The organism is Pseudomonas sp. XP2 (assembly GCF_053557975.1).
In genome coordinates this window covers 329,673-342,319 of record NZ_JBNRIK010000001.1, presented here as the reverse complement: position 1 = coordinate 342,319, position 12,647 = coordinate 329,673, and the positions used below count along the sequence as shown (strand labels likewise).

Annotated in this window: 14 protein-coding genes; 7 read left to right on the top strand and 7 right to left on the bottom strand. The window is 63.0% G+C overall.

Features of this window, described 5'->3' with window-relative positions; genetic code table 11:
* Positions 1–56: 56 nt before the first annotated feature.
* Entirely contained in the window at positions 57–362 is a 306-nt protein-coding gene (locus ACK1VC_RS01470) for a chaperone modulator CbpM (RefSeq protein WP_016489404.1), read from the bottom strand.
* 2 nt (positions 363–364) lie between these two features.
* Complete coding sequence (cbpA, locus tag ACK1VC_RS01465; protein WP_016489405.1) at positions 365–1,318, bottom strand: curved DNA-binding protein; 954 nt, start codon at positions 1,316–1,318, stop codon at positions 365–367.
* Positions 1,319–1,482: 164 nt separating this feature from the next.
* Between cbpA and ACK1VC_RS01460 the strand changes: the two genes are divergently transcribed.
* Entirely contained in the window at positions 1,483–2,754 is a 1,272-nt protein-coding gene (locus ACK1VC_RS01460; RefSeq protein ID WP_191087032.1) for an Hsp70 family protein, read from the top strand.
* Between the two features lie 36 nt (positions 2,755–2,790).
* Here ACK1VC_RS01460 and ACK1VC_RS01455 read toward each other — a convergent pair whose 3' ends face one another.
* The 3 genes from ACK1VC_RS01455 to ACK1VC_RS01445 form a co-directional block, all read right to left on the bottom strand.
* Complete coding sequence (locus ACK1VC_RS01455; protein ID WP_449117816.1) at positions 2,791–3,798, bottom strand: AI-2E family transporter; 1,008 nt, start codon at positions 3,796–3,798, stop codon at positions 2,791–2,793.
* A 70-nt stretch (positions 3,799–3,868) separates the two neighbouring features.
* A complete protein-coding gene (locus tag ACK1VC_RS01450; RefSeq protein WP_191087033.1) occupies positions 3,869–4,156 on the bottom strand; it encodes a PsiF family protein in 288 nt (95 codons plus the stop codon).
* A gap of 63 nt (positions 4,157–4,219) precedes the next feature.
* On the bottom strand, positions 4,220–5,008 hold the full coding sequence (locus ACK1VC_RS01445; protein WP_191087034.1) for an AraC family transcriptional regulator: 789 nt from the start codon (positions 5,006–5,008) through the stop codon (positions 4,220–4,222).
* A 127-nt stretch (positions 5,009–5,135) separates the two neighbouring features.
* Between ACK1VC_RS01445 and ACK1VC_RS01440 the strand changes: the two genes are divergently transcribed.
* Positions 5,136–6,008: a DMT family transporter gene (locus tag ACK1VC_RS01440; RefSeq protein ID WP_016489410.1), complete on the top strand. Its 873-nt coding sequence runs from the start codon at positions 5,136–5,138 to the stop codon at positions 6,006–6,008.
* On the opposite strand, the gene ACK1VC_RS01435 is transcribed toward ACK1VC_RS01440, so the two are convergent.
* Positions 6,005–6,895: an esterase/lipase family protein gene (locus tag ACK1VC_RS01435; protein ID WP_016489411.1), complete on the bottom strand. Its 891-nt coding sequence runs from the start codon at positions 6,893–6,895 to the stop codon at positions 6,005–6,007. The two genes, ACK1VC_RS01440 and ACK1VC_RS01435, sit on opposite strands and share 4 nt — an antisense overlap.
* Positions 6,896–7,018: 123 nt before the next feature.
* Between ACK1VC_RS01435 and osmE the strand changes: the two genes are divergently transcribed.
* Complete coding sequence (osmE, locus tag ACK1VC_RS01430; RefSeq protein WP_016489412.1) at positions 7,019–7,360, top strand: osmotically-inducible lipoprotein OsmE; 342 nt, start codon at positions 7,019–7,021, stop codon at positions 7,358–7,360.
* A gap of 42 nt (positions 7,361–7,402) precedes the next feature.
* Positions 7,403–7,933, top strand: a complete 531-nt coding sequence (locus tag ACK1VC_RS01425) for a ferritin-like domain-containing protein (RefSeq protein ID WP_016489413.1) — start codon at positions 7,403–7,405, stop codon at positions 7,931–7,933.
* Between the two features lie 108 nt (positions 7,934–8,041).
* Here the strand turns inward: ACK1VC_RS01425 and ACK1VC_RS01420 are convergent, their stop codons facing one another.
* Positions 8,042–10,108: an AsmA family protein gene (locus ACK1VC_RS01420; protein ID WP_191087035.1), complete on the bottom strand. Its 2,067-nt coding sequence runs from the start codon at positions 10,106–10,108 to the stop codon at positions 8,042–8,044.
* Positions 10,109–10,448: 340 nt separating this feature from the next.
* On the opposite strand from ACK1VC_RS01420, the gene ACK1VC_RS01415 reads away from it, so the two are divergent.
* The 3 genes from ACK1VC_RS01415 to ACK1VC_RS01405 all read left to right on the top strand — a co-directional run.
* On the top strand, positions 10,449–10,811 hold the full coding sequence (locus ACK1VC_RS01415) for a hypothetical protein (protein WP_016489415.1): 363 nt from the start codon (positions 10,449–10,451) through the stop codon (positions 10,809–10,811).
* Positions 10,812–10,933: 122 nt separating this feature from the next.
* Positions 10,934–11,569, top strand: a complete 636-nt coding sequence (locus tag ACK1VC_RS01410; RefSeq protein ID WP_191087036.1) for a TetR family transcriptional regulator — start codon at positions 10,934–10,936, stop codon at positions 11,567–11,569.
* Between the two features lie 43 nt (positions 11,570–11,612).
* Positions 11,613–12,647: AGE family epimerase/isomerase (locus ACK1VC_RS01405; RefSeq protein ID WP_449117815.1), on the top strand; the 1,035-nt coding region annotated here is incomplete at its 3' end.

The following is a 12,647-nucleotide window of genomic DNA, read 5'->3' as shown; positions in this document are numbered from 1 at the left end:
GGTGTACCTGTGGGAGCGGGCTTGCCCCGCGAAGAGGCTGGTGCAGGCAAACACACTCATATCTGGGTAAACCTGCCCAGCCGCTGGCGCAGCATGCTGTTTTCGCTGCGCAACTGCTGCACTTCCTGCAACAGCTCCAGCGCCAACGCCACCCCTTCCCACTCAAGCTCCAGCTCCTGGTGCAACTTCACCGCGCGTTTGGCCAACAACGGCGCCTGATCGTCGAACAACCAGTCCTCAGGCGTTCGCCCGGAGGGTTCGACAATGCCGTGTTCGACGATTTCGATCACGCAGTCAGCCGTGACATCGGCTTCCTGACACAGGGTACGCATGTCCAGTTGAACGATCAGGGTGCTGCTCATGATCACTTACTCCATTGTGTCCTCGGGTTGAACGCCGCTTTCTCGGAAAGCTTCGTCCACAATTCGCGGGCAGCCTCATCGGAGGTCGGCGGCATGACCACTTTCAATTGCGCGTATAGGTTGCCGCGCTCACCGCGCTTGTTCGCCAGGCCTTTGCCCGGCACGCGCAGGCGCTGACCGCTCTGGCTGTCGGGGCGGATGGTGAGGTTGATCTTGCCTTCCAGGGTCGGCACCGCCACCTTGGTGCCAAGGGCCGCCTCCCACGGTGCCAGCGGCACGGTGATGATCAGGTCATGGCCTTCGACATCGAACAGCGGGTGCGGTGCCATGCGGATGGTCAGGAACAGGTCGCCATTGGCCGCACCACCGCTGCCGGGCGCGCCCTGGCCCTTGAGGCGGATACGCTCGCCGTCCGTAACACCGGCCGGAATCTTCACGTTCAGGGTCTTGGTAGTGAAGCCGGTGCGTTGGCCCATGGCATTGGTTTGCGGCACCTGGAAGCTGATCTGCTTGGACTCCTTGCTCAGGGTCTCTTCAAGAAATACTGCCAGTTCCAGCTCCACATCCTGCCCTCGCCTGCCGGCACTGCGTTGCTGCTGCCGGGCGCCACCAAAGGGGTTGCCACCCCGCCCACCGAAGACCGAGCTGAAGAAGTCGGAGAAGTCGCCGCCCTCGAAGCCGCCGCCACCGCCGCGGCTCTCCCAGCCCGGTGGTGCCTGGAACGGTCGGCCATGTTGGCCGCCATACTTGCGAATTTCGTCGAACTCGGCACGTTTCTGCGCGTCGCCCAGCACTTCATAGGCCTCGTTGGCCTCTTTGAACTTGTCCTCGGCGTCGCGCTCCTTGCTGACATCGGGGTGATACTTGCGCGCCAGCTTGCGGTACGCGGCCTTGATCGCCTTTTCGTCCGCCGTGGGCTCTACGCCGAGTATCTTGTAATAGTCTTTGAAGTCCATTTGTGGATCACCAATGTGAATGTGCGTGTTGCAACAGAAGATAGGGGTCAAGCATAGCCTTTCAAGACCGACTTGGGTTTGCCTCAAGGCAGACGACTGGTCTTGATTCTGTAGCCAACTGGCATACACTGCGCGGCCGTTTTGCCTCCGGAAGCCCATTTCCCATGTCTGACGTATCCCCGGCCCGCGCCCTGGGCATCGACTTTGGCACCTCCAACTCCACGGTCGGCTGGCACCGCCCTGGCGTGGAGTCGCTGATTGCCCTGGAAGACGGCAAGATCACCTTGCCCTCGGTGGTGTTCTTCAATATCGAAGAGCGGCGCCCGGTGTATGGCCGCCTGGCACTGCACGAATACCTGGAAGGCTACGAAGGCCGCCTGATGCGCTCGCTGAAGAGCCTGCTGGGCTCCAAGCTGATCAAGCACGACACCAGCGTGCTGGGCAGCGCCCTGCCGTTCAAGGACCTGCTGGGCATGTTCATCGGCGAGCTGAAAAAGCGCGCCGAAACCGCCGCTGGCCGCGAGTTCGACCAGGTGGTTCTGGGCCGCCCGGTGTTCTTCGTCGACGAAGACCCGGCTGCCGACCAGGAAGCCGAGGACACCCTGGCCGACGTGGCGCGCAAGATCGGCTTCAAGGATGTGTCGTTCCAGTACGAGCCGATTGCCGCGGCCTTCGACTACGAGTCGGGCATCAGCCGTGAAGAACTGGTAGTGATCGTCGACATCGGCGGCGGTACTTCGGACTTCACCCTGATCCGCCTGTCGCCCGAGCGCCACCTGGTCGCAGAGCGCCAAAGCGATATTCTCGCCACCGGCGGCGTGCACATCGGCGGTACCGACTTCGACAAGCAGCTAAGCCTGCAGGGCGTGATGCCGCTGTTCGGCTACGGTAGCCGCATGAAGAGCGGCGCACTGATGCCCACCAGCTACCACCTCAACCTGGCCACCTGGCACACCATCAACGCCCTGTACTCGCAGAAGTCGCAGTTGGCGCTGAGCAGCATGCGCTATGACATCGAGGACAGTTTCGGCATCGACCGCCTGTTCAAACTGATCGAGCAGCGCGCCGGGCACTGGCTGGCGATGGAAGTGGAAGCCAGCAAGATCGAGCTGACCGAACAGGACAGCCGCCACATCGACCTGCGCCGTGTCGAGCCCGAGCTGACTGCGCAGCTGACCCGAGCGTTGTTCGAAGACGCCATCGAAGGCCTGCTTGAGCGCGTACGCGGCAGCGTGACCGAACTGCTGGCCAAGGCTGGCGTGAGCGAGAGCCAGGTAGACACGGTGTTCTTCACGGGCGGCTCCAGCGGCATTCCGGCGCTGCGCAACAGTGTGTCGGCGATGTTGCCGAATGCGCGGCATGTGGAAGGCAACATCTTTGGCAGCATTGGTAGCGGGCTGGCCATCGAGGCCCGCAAGCGTTACGGCGCAGCCTGAGCTATTTTGGGGCCGCAACGCGGCCCCGACAATCTGTTAGACCAGCTCTTCGCGCTTAAGCTCACTCTTGAGGTAGGCATAGTATATCGGCCCCGCCACCACCCCCGGCAGCCCGAACGCCGCCTCGAACACCAGCATCGCCAGCAGCAGTTCCCATGCCTTGGCACTGATCTGCCCGCCAACAATCCGCGCGTTGAGGAAGTACTCGACCTTGTGGATAACGATCAGGTAACCCAGCGCCGCCGCCGCCACCCAGATCGACAACGACAAGCCGACGATGGTGATCAGGGTATTGGACATCAGGTTGCCGATCACCGGCAGCAAGCCCAGCAGGAAGGTCAGCACGATCAGTGTCTTGGTCAGCGGCAGGTGCACGCCGAACAGCGGCATCACCACCGCCAGGAAGATGCCGGTAAAGGCCGTGTTGAGCAGCGAGATCTTGATCTGCGCGAACACGATGTTGCGAAACGCCTTCACCAGCAGGTTCAGGCGCTCAAACAGCGCTGCCGCCAGGGGCTTGCGCCGGGAAACATCGGGAATACGCTGCAGGGCGATGATGGCGCCGAGAATCATGCCGATCAGCAGCGTCACGAACATGTGCGCCATGCCTTTGCCCACCAGCTGCAAATCGCTCCGGTGGCTTTTTATCCAGTCGCCGATGGCGACCTTGAACTCTGCGGCACTGGCGGGCAGGTAGCCCTCGATGAAGGGCGGCAGCTGACCGCGGGCACGCTCGACAAGGGCCATGAACTTGTCCAGCGAGGCGCCCGGGTTTTCCGCCTCGTGCAGCAAAAAGCTGAAGGCACCGGCAATGAGCAGCGTCAAGGTAATGACCACCAGCGTGCCAAGCAGCGCCACGGCCAGCCAGCGCGCACGCTGGCCGGCCAGCAGCGGCTGAAGGCGCGGGGTCAGCATGTTGACCAGTTCGAACACCAGCAGGCCAGCCAGCAGGCTGGGCAACAACTTAAGGGGCAAAGCCAGCAGCAGGCCGGCCATGACGATGAACAGGCTGGCCAGGGTGATCTGACGGGGGGTAAAGGTCATACAGCCTCGACGGCAGACAGCGGGAATGCCCGCAGTCTGCCAGCCTTGGCGGCGCAGGCATAGGCGCAGGTCATTTCTTCTTCAGGCAGTCGCTCATGTACGCCTTGCGCTCGTCACCCTTCAGGGCTTTGGTCGTGGCGTCGGCGTTGCAGGTCTTCATCTTCTGTTGCTGGGTTTGTGGCACGTCCTTCTTCAGGCAGGTGCTCATGAACGCTTTGCGCTCATCGCCCTTGAGGGCTTTGGTAGTAGCGTCGGCATTGCAGGTTTTCATTTTTTCCTGCTGCGCGGTATTGGCCGCGAAGCCTTGGGCACTGAACAACACTGCCAGCGCCAGTAATGGGATGTGCAGCACTTTCATGGAGTAGTCTCCTTGGCTCCGTGCCCGACGCACGGGGGTCGAGCTGAGTGTAGCCAAGATTTTTCAGCGCCCCGCCCGCGCCTGCCGGCGGTACTGCTCGGGCGTGCACTCGGCCTGGCGCTGGAACATGGCGATGAACGCCGAAGCGCTGCTGTAGCCAAGGTCGAAGGCAATGGCCTGAATGGGCAGGCCGGCCTCCAGCGCTTCGATGGCACGCAGAAAACGCAGGCGCAGGCGCCACTCGCCAAAACTGATGCCCAGTTCGCGCAGAAACTGGCGGGCCAGGGTGCGTTCGCTAACATGCACACGGGCGGCCCAGTCGGCCAGCGGGCGGTTGTCACCCGGCTCGGCACTGAGGGCGTCCAGTACCTGGCGCAGGCCATCGCTTTGGGCAAACGGCAGGTAGCAGGCCTGGGCGGGCGCCAGCAGCAACTGGTCGAGCAGTACCTGCACCAGGCGCTGGTCGCGCTCGTCCTCGGCCACCTTGAGGTCACGCCGGGCGAAGTCGCCGAGGATGGCCTTGAGGATATCGCTGATCATCAGGCTGCACGGTTGCGGTGGCAGGGCTGCGCACAGGCTGCGGTGTAGATAGATAGAGCGGTAGACGATGGCCTGGGGGTTGTAACAGCCATGCGCGGTATCGGGCGGTACCCAGACGGCGTAGTGCGGCGGCGACAGGAAACGCTGGCCGGCGACCTCCAGTTGCATCACGCCGTAGGCGGTGTAGTTCAGCTGGCCCCAGGCGTGTTGATGCACGGCGCTGTGGGTATCGGCAACGAACTCATCGTGTCGGAAGTACACCGGGGCCGGCAGTTGGGTGAATTGGGGTATATCGAGGTATTTGCGCGGCATGCTGTCTGCTTTGCGGGGTGGGTTGTCTGGATAAGAGTATAGGCTTGTGGACAGACACTCGATAATACAGGCCTATCGAGGGCCTGCCTTGCAGGCCCAATCCAGGCCCCAATGAGTAACCCGCTACATGAATTACCTGTTCCCCCTCACCGCCATCCTCATCTGGGCCGGCAACACCGTGGTCACCAAGATGTCCGCCGGTGCCATCCACCCTGCCGAAATCGGCTTCTACCGCTGGCTGCTGGCCGGCTTGCTGTTCACGCCGTTTCTGCTGCCCGCCGTGTGGCGCAACCGCGCAGCCATCCGCCCACACCTGGGCAAAGTGTTCGTGCTGGGCGTGCTGGGCATGGCGATGTACCAGAGCCTGGCCTACTTTGCCGCCGGCATCACCAGCGCCACCAACATGGGGATCATCCTCTCGCTGATGCCACTGATGTCTCTGGCGCTGTCCATCGCCTGGCTGGGCCAGCGCCTGAGCTACGGTGCCCTGCTGGGTGCGGTGGTGTCATTCTTCGGCGTGCTGGAGGTGGTCAGTGCCGGTCACCCCGCGAGCCTGTTGCAGCAGGGCCTGAACAGCGGCGACTTGCTGATGCTGGTCGCCACCCTGGCCTATGCGCTGTACAGCTTCCTGTTGAAGAAATGGCAACTGCGCCTGCCACCCCTGCAGTTGCTGTATTTGCAGGTGCTGGTGGCAATCGTGGTGCTGCTGCCGCTGTTCCTGCTGTCGGACAAGACGGGCCTGAACAGCCGTAATATCGGCCTGGTGCTGTATGCCTGCGTGCTGGCCTCGATGATCGCGCCGCGGGTGTGGATGCAGGCCGTGCATCGCCTGGGGCCAAGCCGCACCACGCTATTCTTCAACCTGCTGCCCTTGGTCACCGCACTGATCGCCGCCGTGGTGCTCGATGAGCAACTGGCGCGCTATCACCTGGTCGGCGGCCTGCTGACCCTGGCCGGGGTAGTGCTGGCCGAGCGCTGGACCACCCCGATACGCCGCTAAAGCCCGGCAGCCTTCAGCCGGGCGGCATGTTCGGTGAACAACCGCACCGGCTCGGCGCCTTTGCCCACGGCGCCGAGAGACTGGTTGACGATATCCAGGTGATCGAGCGGGTAGTCGTCGCCGATCACCTGCCCCAGGTGCGAACTGAAACGCCCGACCATGCCGTCGCAATGCCCCTTTTCTTTGACGAAGCTGCGGGCAAACAGGCGGCAGAAGCGATTGCTGCCGTCAAAGCGGTTGCGACCCTGGTCGGTAAGGCCGGGCTGCAAGGTGCCAGACCACGAGTAATAACGCACACCATCGACTTCATAGGCCCCTTCCCCGCCCCAGGTCTGCGGCAGCCCTTGGGGATATGCCTGGTTGAACAGCGCCACCCCGGCAGTGGTCATCGACTGGTGCGAGGCGTGCAGGTCAACCGGCAGCGGGTCGCGGCGCCAGCCGGTTTCCAGCCACACCAGCAACACGGCAAGACCCTGCAACACAGCCTTGAGGATGCGCCCCTGGGGTGAATCGCCAGGCGCCGTGCGGTCCAGGTGGTCCGCCAGTTCCGAGCCGTGGTTGGGGCCGGCCACCGAGGTGACCGAAGCCACGCGCTCTGGCCGCCTGGCCGCTGCGTAGCGCGCGCTCAGGGCGCCTTGGCTGTGGCCGATGAGGTTGACCTTTTCGGCACCGGTACGCGTGCAGATATCCTCGATGATCAGCAGCAACTGCTCGCCGCGCACCTCGCTTGAATGCAGCGGCGAAACCTGCACCGGGAACACCTGCGCCCCACCCTTGCGCAAGGCTGGCACGATGCCGAACCAGTAGGGGTAGAGCATTAGCCGGACAAAACCGAGCATGCCCGGCACCAGCACCAACGGGTATCGCGTGGCCAATTCCTGTTGCATTGCACCAGCCCCTTTCCGTGGACGACCGGTCAACACTACAGCGCCAATCATGACCATCGCAATCGAACTCCCGGCCCGCGCTGGGGTTCCAAACCACACAGACCCTTTGCAAGGAGCGGGACCATGTACAAGCAGACCCTGGCAATCCTTCTGGCAAGCGCCACCCTGGCCGCCTGTGGCAGCCGCCCGGAAAACCCGGCGGACTATGTCACCTACCGTGACGAACCGCTGGTCAAGCAGGTGGAGCACGGCATGACCATGCAGAAGGTCATCGCCATCGGTGGCAGCCCATCGAATGTGATCGACCTGCCGCACGGGGGCACCTGCAACGACTACATTCTCAACCGCGACGGCAAACAACAGCCCTACTACGTGCGCTTCGACGCCACTGGCCACGTCGATGCCAAAGGGTTCAAGACTTGTAAACAACGCCAAGAGGACAGCGACGCCGTCCCCGGCGCGTGAGCCTGCGTCCCCACCCTGACCCTGATATGCCTGGAGATAACCATGAGCAACGTTGAACTGACCGATGTGAAAACCCTGCGCGAACGTGCCCGCCAGCATGTGGAGCAAGGCGCGGTGACCGAGGGCTACCACGCCGACCGTCAGGAAATCCTGCGCCTGCTGAACGAGTCGCTGGCCACCGAGCTGGTCTGCGTACTGCGCTACAAGCGCCACTACTTCATGGCAAGCGGCATTAAAGCCAGTGTGGCTGCCCAGGAATTTCTGGAGCATGCGAACCAGGAAGCCGAACATGCCGACAAGCTGGCCGAGCGCATCGTGCAGCTGGGCGGCGAGCCGGACTTCAACCCCGACAACCTGACCAAGAACTCCCATGCCCAGTACGTGGCGGGTAATTCGCTGAAAGAAATGGTGCTGGAAGACCTGGTGGCTGAGCGGATTGCCATTGATAGCTACCGCGAGATCATCCAGTACATCGGTGATAAAGACCCGACCACCCGACGCATCTTCGAAGACATCCTGGCCCAGGAAGAAGAGCACGCGGACGACATGTCCGACCTGCTGCAAGGGCTGTAATCGCAAGGGGCTGCTTTGTAGCCCTTCGCGGCAGGCCGCTCCTACAGGGGAAAGCGATCCCTTGTAGGAGCGGCCTTGTGCCGCGATGGGCCGCAGAGCGGCCCCCTGCTATTTCCGACCTTTCACCACTGCCGGCGCCTTGCCCGCCTTCATCTGCTGCAACAGCGGCGTGCACTGGTTGGGATCATCCCCGCTGCTGGGCGCGATCAGCGCCAGCAACCCCGCCGCCGGCCCGGCCACCACACCCAGCGCCACCATCCCCGCACCACGCAGTGCCAGCGGAACTGCCTGCACCCCAGCACTCGGCTTGGCAAACGGCCCACGCACATACAGTGGCGAACGCAGCGAGAACAGCCGCAGGCCTTTCGATTCGGGGGTGATTTTCAAGTCCAGCTGCTCACTGCTGAAGTTGGCCGTACCGTTGATGTAGATGATCGCGTTCTCGGTATCGAAGATGAACAGACGGGTCGTTGCCAACCCCTCCTTGATACCCACATCCGCCGCCGCGCAATTGATCTTCACATCCTCATCACCGAACAGCTTGCCGATGACATAGTTGCCCACGTTCAAGCCGGCAATCTCCATCAGGCTGCGGCTGATCGCGCCATCGTTGACGAGCATGCGCAGGTCGCCATTGGCCGTACCCAACAGCGCCGCCACTGAATTACCACGGCCGCTGATGTCGGCATCGCCGTTCAACTCACCAAAGCTGGTCTGCATCGGCGCGAAAGTCGGGAACAGTTGCTTGAGCTTGAAGCCCCTGGCAGTCAGTTGGGCGCGGCCCTGCAAAGGCACGCTGCGACCGTCCAGGCGAATTCTGGAGGCCAGGTTGCCGCCAGCGACGCCGAAACGCAGGGGCTCCAGGCGCAACAGACCGTCTTCGAGAATCACGTGGGCCGAAAGGTCATTGAACGGCAGTTGCGTGCTGTGCACGATGCGCTTGCCGGCAAAGGTGACGTCGGCGTCCATCGCGCGCCAGCGCTCGGTGCGGAACTCTTCCACCGGCAGCACCTTGCCCGTTGGCTGCTTGCTGGCACCACCACGGGCCTTCTGCTCGGCGTTGGAATCGGCGCCGATCAGCGGCGCCAGGTCCTTGAACAGCAACTGGTTGGACACCAGGTTGCCGGACAGCTTGGGCCGTGGCTGGCTGGCGACGAAGGCCAGGTCACCGTGGATGTCGCTGTCACCGATCTTGCCATTGAAGCCCTGGTAGTTGAACGTCGCGCCTTGTGGCGCATGCAGGTTGGCGCTGAGGCGGCCGTCGGTCGAGTAGGCCGGGGTGTCCGGCAGGGTCACCCCGGTCAATGGGTAGAGGTTGCCCAGGCTGGCACCGGACAGGCGCAAGCGCAGGTCCAGGGCGCCGAGGTTGCGCGGGTCGGTCAGGGTGCCGGCGAGCACCACATGGGTGTCGGCGATGCGCACGTCGGCTTGCAGCGGAAACGGCTGGCGGGCGTCCTGCAGCGCCAGCAGGCCGCCGATCTTGCCGGTGCCGGACACCGGCTGATCCTTGTAGCGGCCTTGTGCCTTGAGCCCGAAGGCGTAGTCCTGTGCACCACCCGCCTTCTCGGCGCTGGCCTTGCCGACAATCTCGCTGAACGGGATCGGCTTGCCCAGCGGGTCAATCTGCACCTTCATGCTGGTTTTCAGGGTTTGATCGTCGAAGCTGACATTGCCCTGGTCGAAACCGATCGCACCAATATCCAGCTGCCATTTGGAAGGTTCGGCGTTTTCATCCTTGGGGCCGAAGTCGAACGTCCAGTTGGCACGGCCATCGGCCAGACGGGTAAGGCTGGCAGTGGGTTTGGTCAGGTCGATGCGCGGGATGCTGATCTGCTGGAACACCAGCGGCAGCGGCGCCAGGCGGAACTCCACGCGCTCCAGGCCGACCATCTTCGGCTCCTTGAGCCACTCCGGGTTGCCCAGGGTCAGGTCCTCGGCAATGAAATGCGGCCATGGCACCCAGGCACGCCAGCCACCCTCTTCAGGCTCGGTGCGCCAGTGAACGGCAAGGTTGCCGTTGATAGCGAAGGGCCGGTGCAGGGCCTCGGACACCTTTTCGTTGAGCAGGGGCTTTACGCGGTTCCAGTCGAAGGTGGCAATCACCACCACCAGAATCGCCAGCAGGGTAAGGAGGGTGGCGAGGGCCCAGAGGAGGATTCTGGCGGGACGCGTCATTGCGTGATTCTCCTTGCGGTATGGCACAAAACGGGTGCAGCGATGGCAGTCAATATGTCGGACTGTGGAAAACCCGTGGGGTTTTATCGAGAGCGGCATCATAGCGAAGTTTTCCTGGCCTTTTGCTCAGCAATACGTCGCGTCAGCCGCTGCCCGCTACCCGGCATCAGGACCTTCACGTCATCCTGCGCAGACCTGTAAAGCGCTTTCCAGAGCGGTTGCCGACCTCTATCAATGCGGTCGATTGTTACCATTACCCGTATGAACTTCTCTCTGGCGTTACCGAGCGTAGCATTGGCTCCGTACCCACTTTCCAGCCCCCGAGAGGAGCACCGAAATCATGAAACGCCACCTGCTGACCCTGACCCTGTCCATCCTGGCTGCCAACGCTTTCGCCCTGCCAGCCGACGAACAGCACCTGACCGCCGAATCCCGCTCCAGCGCTGCCGAAATCGCCCAGCCGCTGAAAACCGTTGCCGAAGGGGGTTCTGACCGCCTGATCGAACGCGCTGGCCGCGTAGCCGAAGGTGGTTCTGATCGCCTGATCGAACGCTCTGGCCGCGTAGCCGAAGGTGGTTCTGATCGCCTGATCGAACGCTCTGGCCGTGTAGCTGAAGGTGGTTCTGATCGCCTGATCGAACGCAGTGGCCGCGTTGCTGAAGGTGGCTCGGATCGCCTGGTTGAACTCAGCCGTGTGAGCTGATCACCATGGCCGAAAAGAACAACCTCTGTCACATCGCTTGCTCCCCTCCAGGCCCGGTCCATTGACCGGGCTTTGTTTTTTTATCTAGAGTGCCCAGCCTTACCGTCACAGAAGCCCGCATCATGCTGCCGCGCGCCGAACAGAAGCTACAGACCCGCCAGGCCCTGCTCGATGCCGCCTGCCTGCTCATGGAGAGTGGCCGTGGTTTCGGCAGTGTCAGCCTGCGCGAAGTGGCGAAGACCGCAGGCATCGTGCCGACCGGCTTCTACCGGCATTTTTCCGACATGGACGCCCTAGGCCTGGCGCTTGTGGCCGAAATCGATACCACCTTCCGCCAGACCATCCGCCTGGTGCGCCACAACGAATTCGAACTGGGCGGCATCACCGATGCTTCGGTGCGCATCTTCCTCGACGTGGTCGCCGCTCACCGCGCGCAGTTCCTGTTTCTGGCCCGCGAACAGTACGGGGGCTCACAAGCCGTCCGCCAGGCCATTGCCCGGCTGCGCCAGGACATAAGCGACGACCTTGCCACCGACCTGGCGCGCATGAAGCGCTGGCAGCACCTGGACAGCGCCGCGTTGGCGGTAATGGCCGACCTGGTGGTGAAGACCGTGTTCGCTACCCTGCCCGAGCTTATCGACAGCCCCGACTCAAGTTATCCACATGCACTGACGGCGCAGGAAAAGATCACTCAGCAATTGCGCTTCATCTTTGTTGGCGCCCGGCACTGGCAAGGGCTGGGCAACCCACAACCGTAGTTCTGCTACCATTGCGCCCTGCCCGACAGCGACGAGCGCCGAAATGTCTGACCCCCGCCCCACCCTGCCTGAACTGGCCCGCTTCAACCAGCACTTCGCCGAATGCATCGTGCCGTTGTGGCAAGGCCCGGGCTGGAATGCCGACATGGCCCTGCCCTACGAGGCCCTGGACGCCCACCACCAGCCCTTGCCTGTGCAGCGCTATCGGGCAATGGCCTGCGCACGCCAGCTGTACCTGTTCAGCAGCCGTATCGGGCAACCGGGCGCGGCCGAGCGCGCAGCAGCGTTGTTCCGCTCGCTGCAAAAGCACTTCCACGACGCCGAGCACGGTGGCTGGTTCTACAGCATCGACGCCCAAGGCAAACCGCTGGACCGCCGCAAGGACCTGTACACCCACGCGTTCATCGTCTTTGCCTGCGCGCACTATTGGGGCAAGGTGCGCGAAAGCCTGGTGGAGTCCACCTTGAATGCCGCGCTGGACATCATCGACCAGCAGTTCGCCCGTGACGACGGCCTGTACGAAGCCAGCCTGGGCGAAGACTGGGCAGACCTCGCCAGCGGCCCGCTGCAGAACCCGCAGATGCACCTGGCCGAGGCGTTCCTGCAGGTGTTGGCAGTGCGTGACGATAGCCATACCCAGCAGTCGCTGCTGCAGTTGTGTGAAGCGCTGCAGGTTCACTTCATTGAACCAGCCCATGGCCTGATGCTGGAAAAGCCACGCGGGGCTGTGGATAACTGGTTCGAGCCGGGGCACCAGTTCGAGTGGTTCTACCTGCTGCACACCTCACCGCTGCTGCGTGACACGCCGCTGCATGCGTCCATTGACCGGGCGTTCGGCTTTGCCGAGCAGTTCGGGGTGAAGAACGGGGCAGTGCTGGCGATGCTGGATGTGGATGGCCAGGTGCTGGATGCCACACAACGGGTATGGGCACAGGCGGAGTACCTGCGAGCGCTGGTGCTGCGTGCTGGCGGCGAGGCGAAGTTGCGGGAGCAGTTGCAGTTGCTGGAAGCGCAGTTCTTGCGGGAAGCGGGCTGGTATGAGTGCCGGGATGGTGAAGGCAACGTCAGCCGGCATGAT

Excerpts from the sequence above, each read along its gene's own strand:
- ACK1VC_RS01420 (WP_191087035.1), bottom strand. The coding sequence starts at position 10,108 with ATGACGCGTCCCGCCAGAATCCTCCTCTGGGCCCTCGCCACCCTCCTT.
- ACK1VC_RS01445 (WP_191087034.1), bottom strand. The coding sequence starts at position 5,008 with ATGCCGCGCAAATACCTCGATATACCCCAATTCACCCAACTGCCGGCC.
- cbpA (WP_016489405.1), bottom strand. The coding sequence starts at position 1,318 with ATGGACTTCAAAGACTATTACAAGATACTCGGCGTAGAGCCCACGGCG.
- osmE (WP_016489412.1), top strand. The coding sequence starts at position 7,019 with ATGTACAAGCAGACCCTGGCAATCCTTCTGGCAAGCGCCACCCTGGCC.
- ACK1VC_RS01460 (WP_191087032.1), top strand. The coding sequence starts at position 1,483 with ATGTCTGACGTATCCCCGGCCCGCGCCCTGGGCATCGACTTTGGCACC.
- ACK1VC_RS01455 (WP_449117816.1), bottom strand. The coding sequence starts at position 3,798 with ATGACCTTTACCCCCCGTCAGATCACCCTGGCCAGCCTGTTCATCGTC.
- ACK1VC_RS01450 (WP_191087033.1), bottom strand. The coding sequence starts at position 4,156 with ATGAAAGTGCTGCACATCCCATTACTGGCGCTGGCAGTGTTGTTCAGT.
- ACK1VC_RS01415 (WP_016489415.1), top strand. The coding sequence starts at position 10,449 with ATGAAACGCCACCTGCTGACCCTGACCCTGTCCATCCTGGCTGCCAAC.
- ACK1VC_RS01425 (WP_016489413.1), top strand. The coding sequence starts at position 7,403 with ATGAGCAACGTTGAACTGACCGATGTGAAAACCCTGCGCGAACGTGCC.
- ACK1VC_RS01470 (WP_016489404.1), bottom strand. The coding sequence starts at position 362 with ATGAGCAGCACCCTGATCGTTCAACTGGACATGCGTACCCTGTGTCAG.
- ACK1VC_RS01410 (WP_191087036.1), top strand. The coding sequence starts at position 10,934 with ATGCTGCCGCGCGCCGAACAGAAGCTACAGACCCGCCAGGCCCTGCTC.
- ACK1VC_RS01435 (WP_016489411.1), bottom strand. The coding sequence starts at position 6,895 with ATGCAACAGGAATTGGCCACGCGATACCCGTTGGTGCTGGTGCCGGGC.
- ACK1VC_RS01440 (WP_016489410.1), top strand. The coding sequence starts at position 5,136 with ATGAATTACCTGTTCCCCCTCACCGCCATCCTCATCTGGGCCGGCAAC.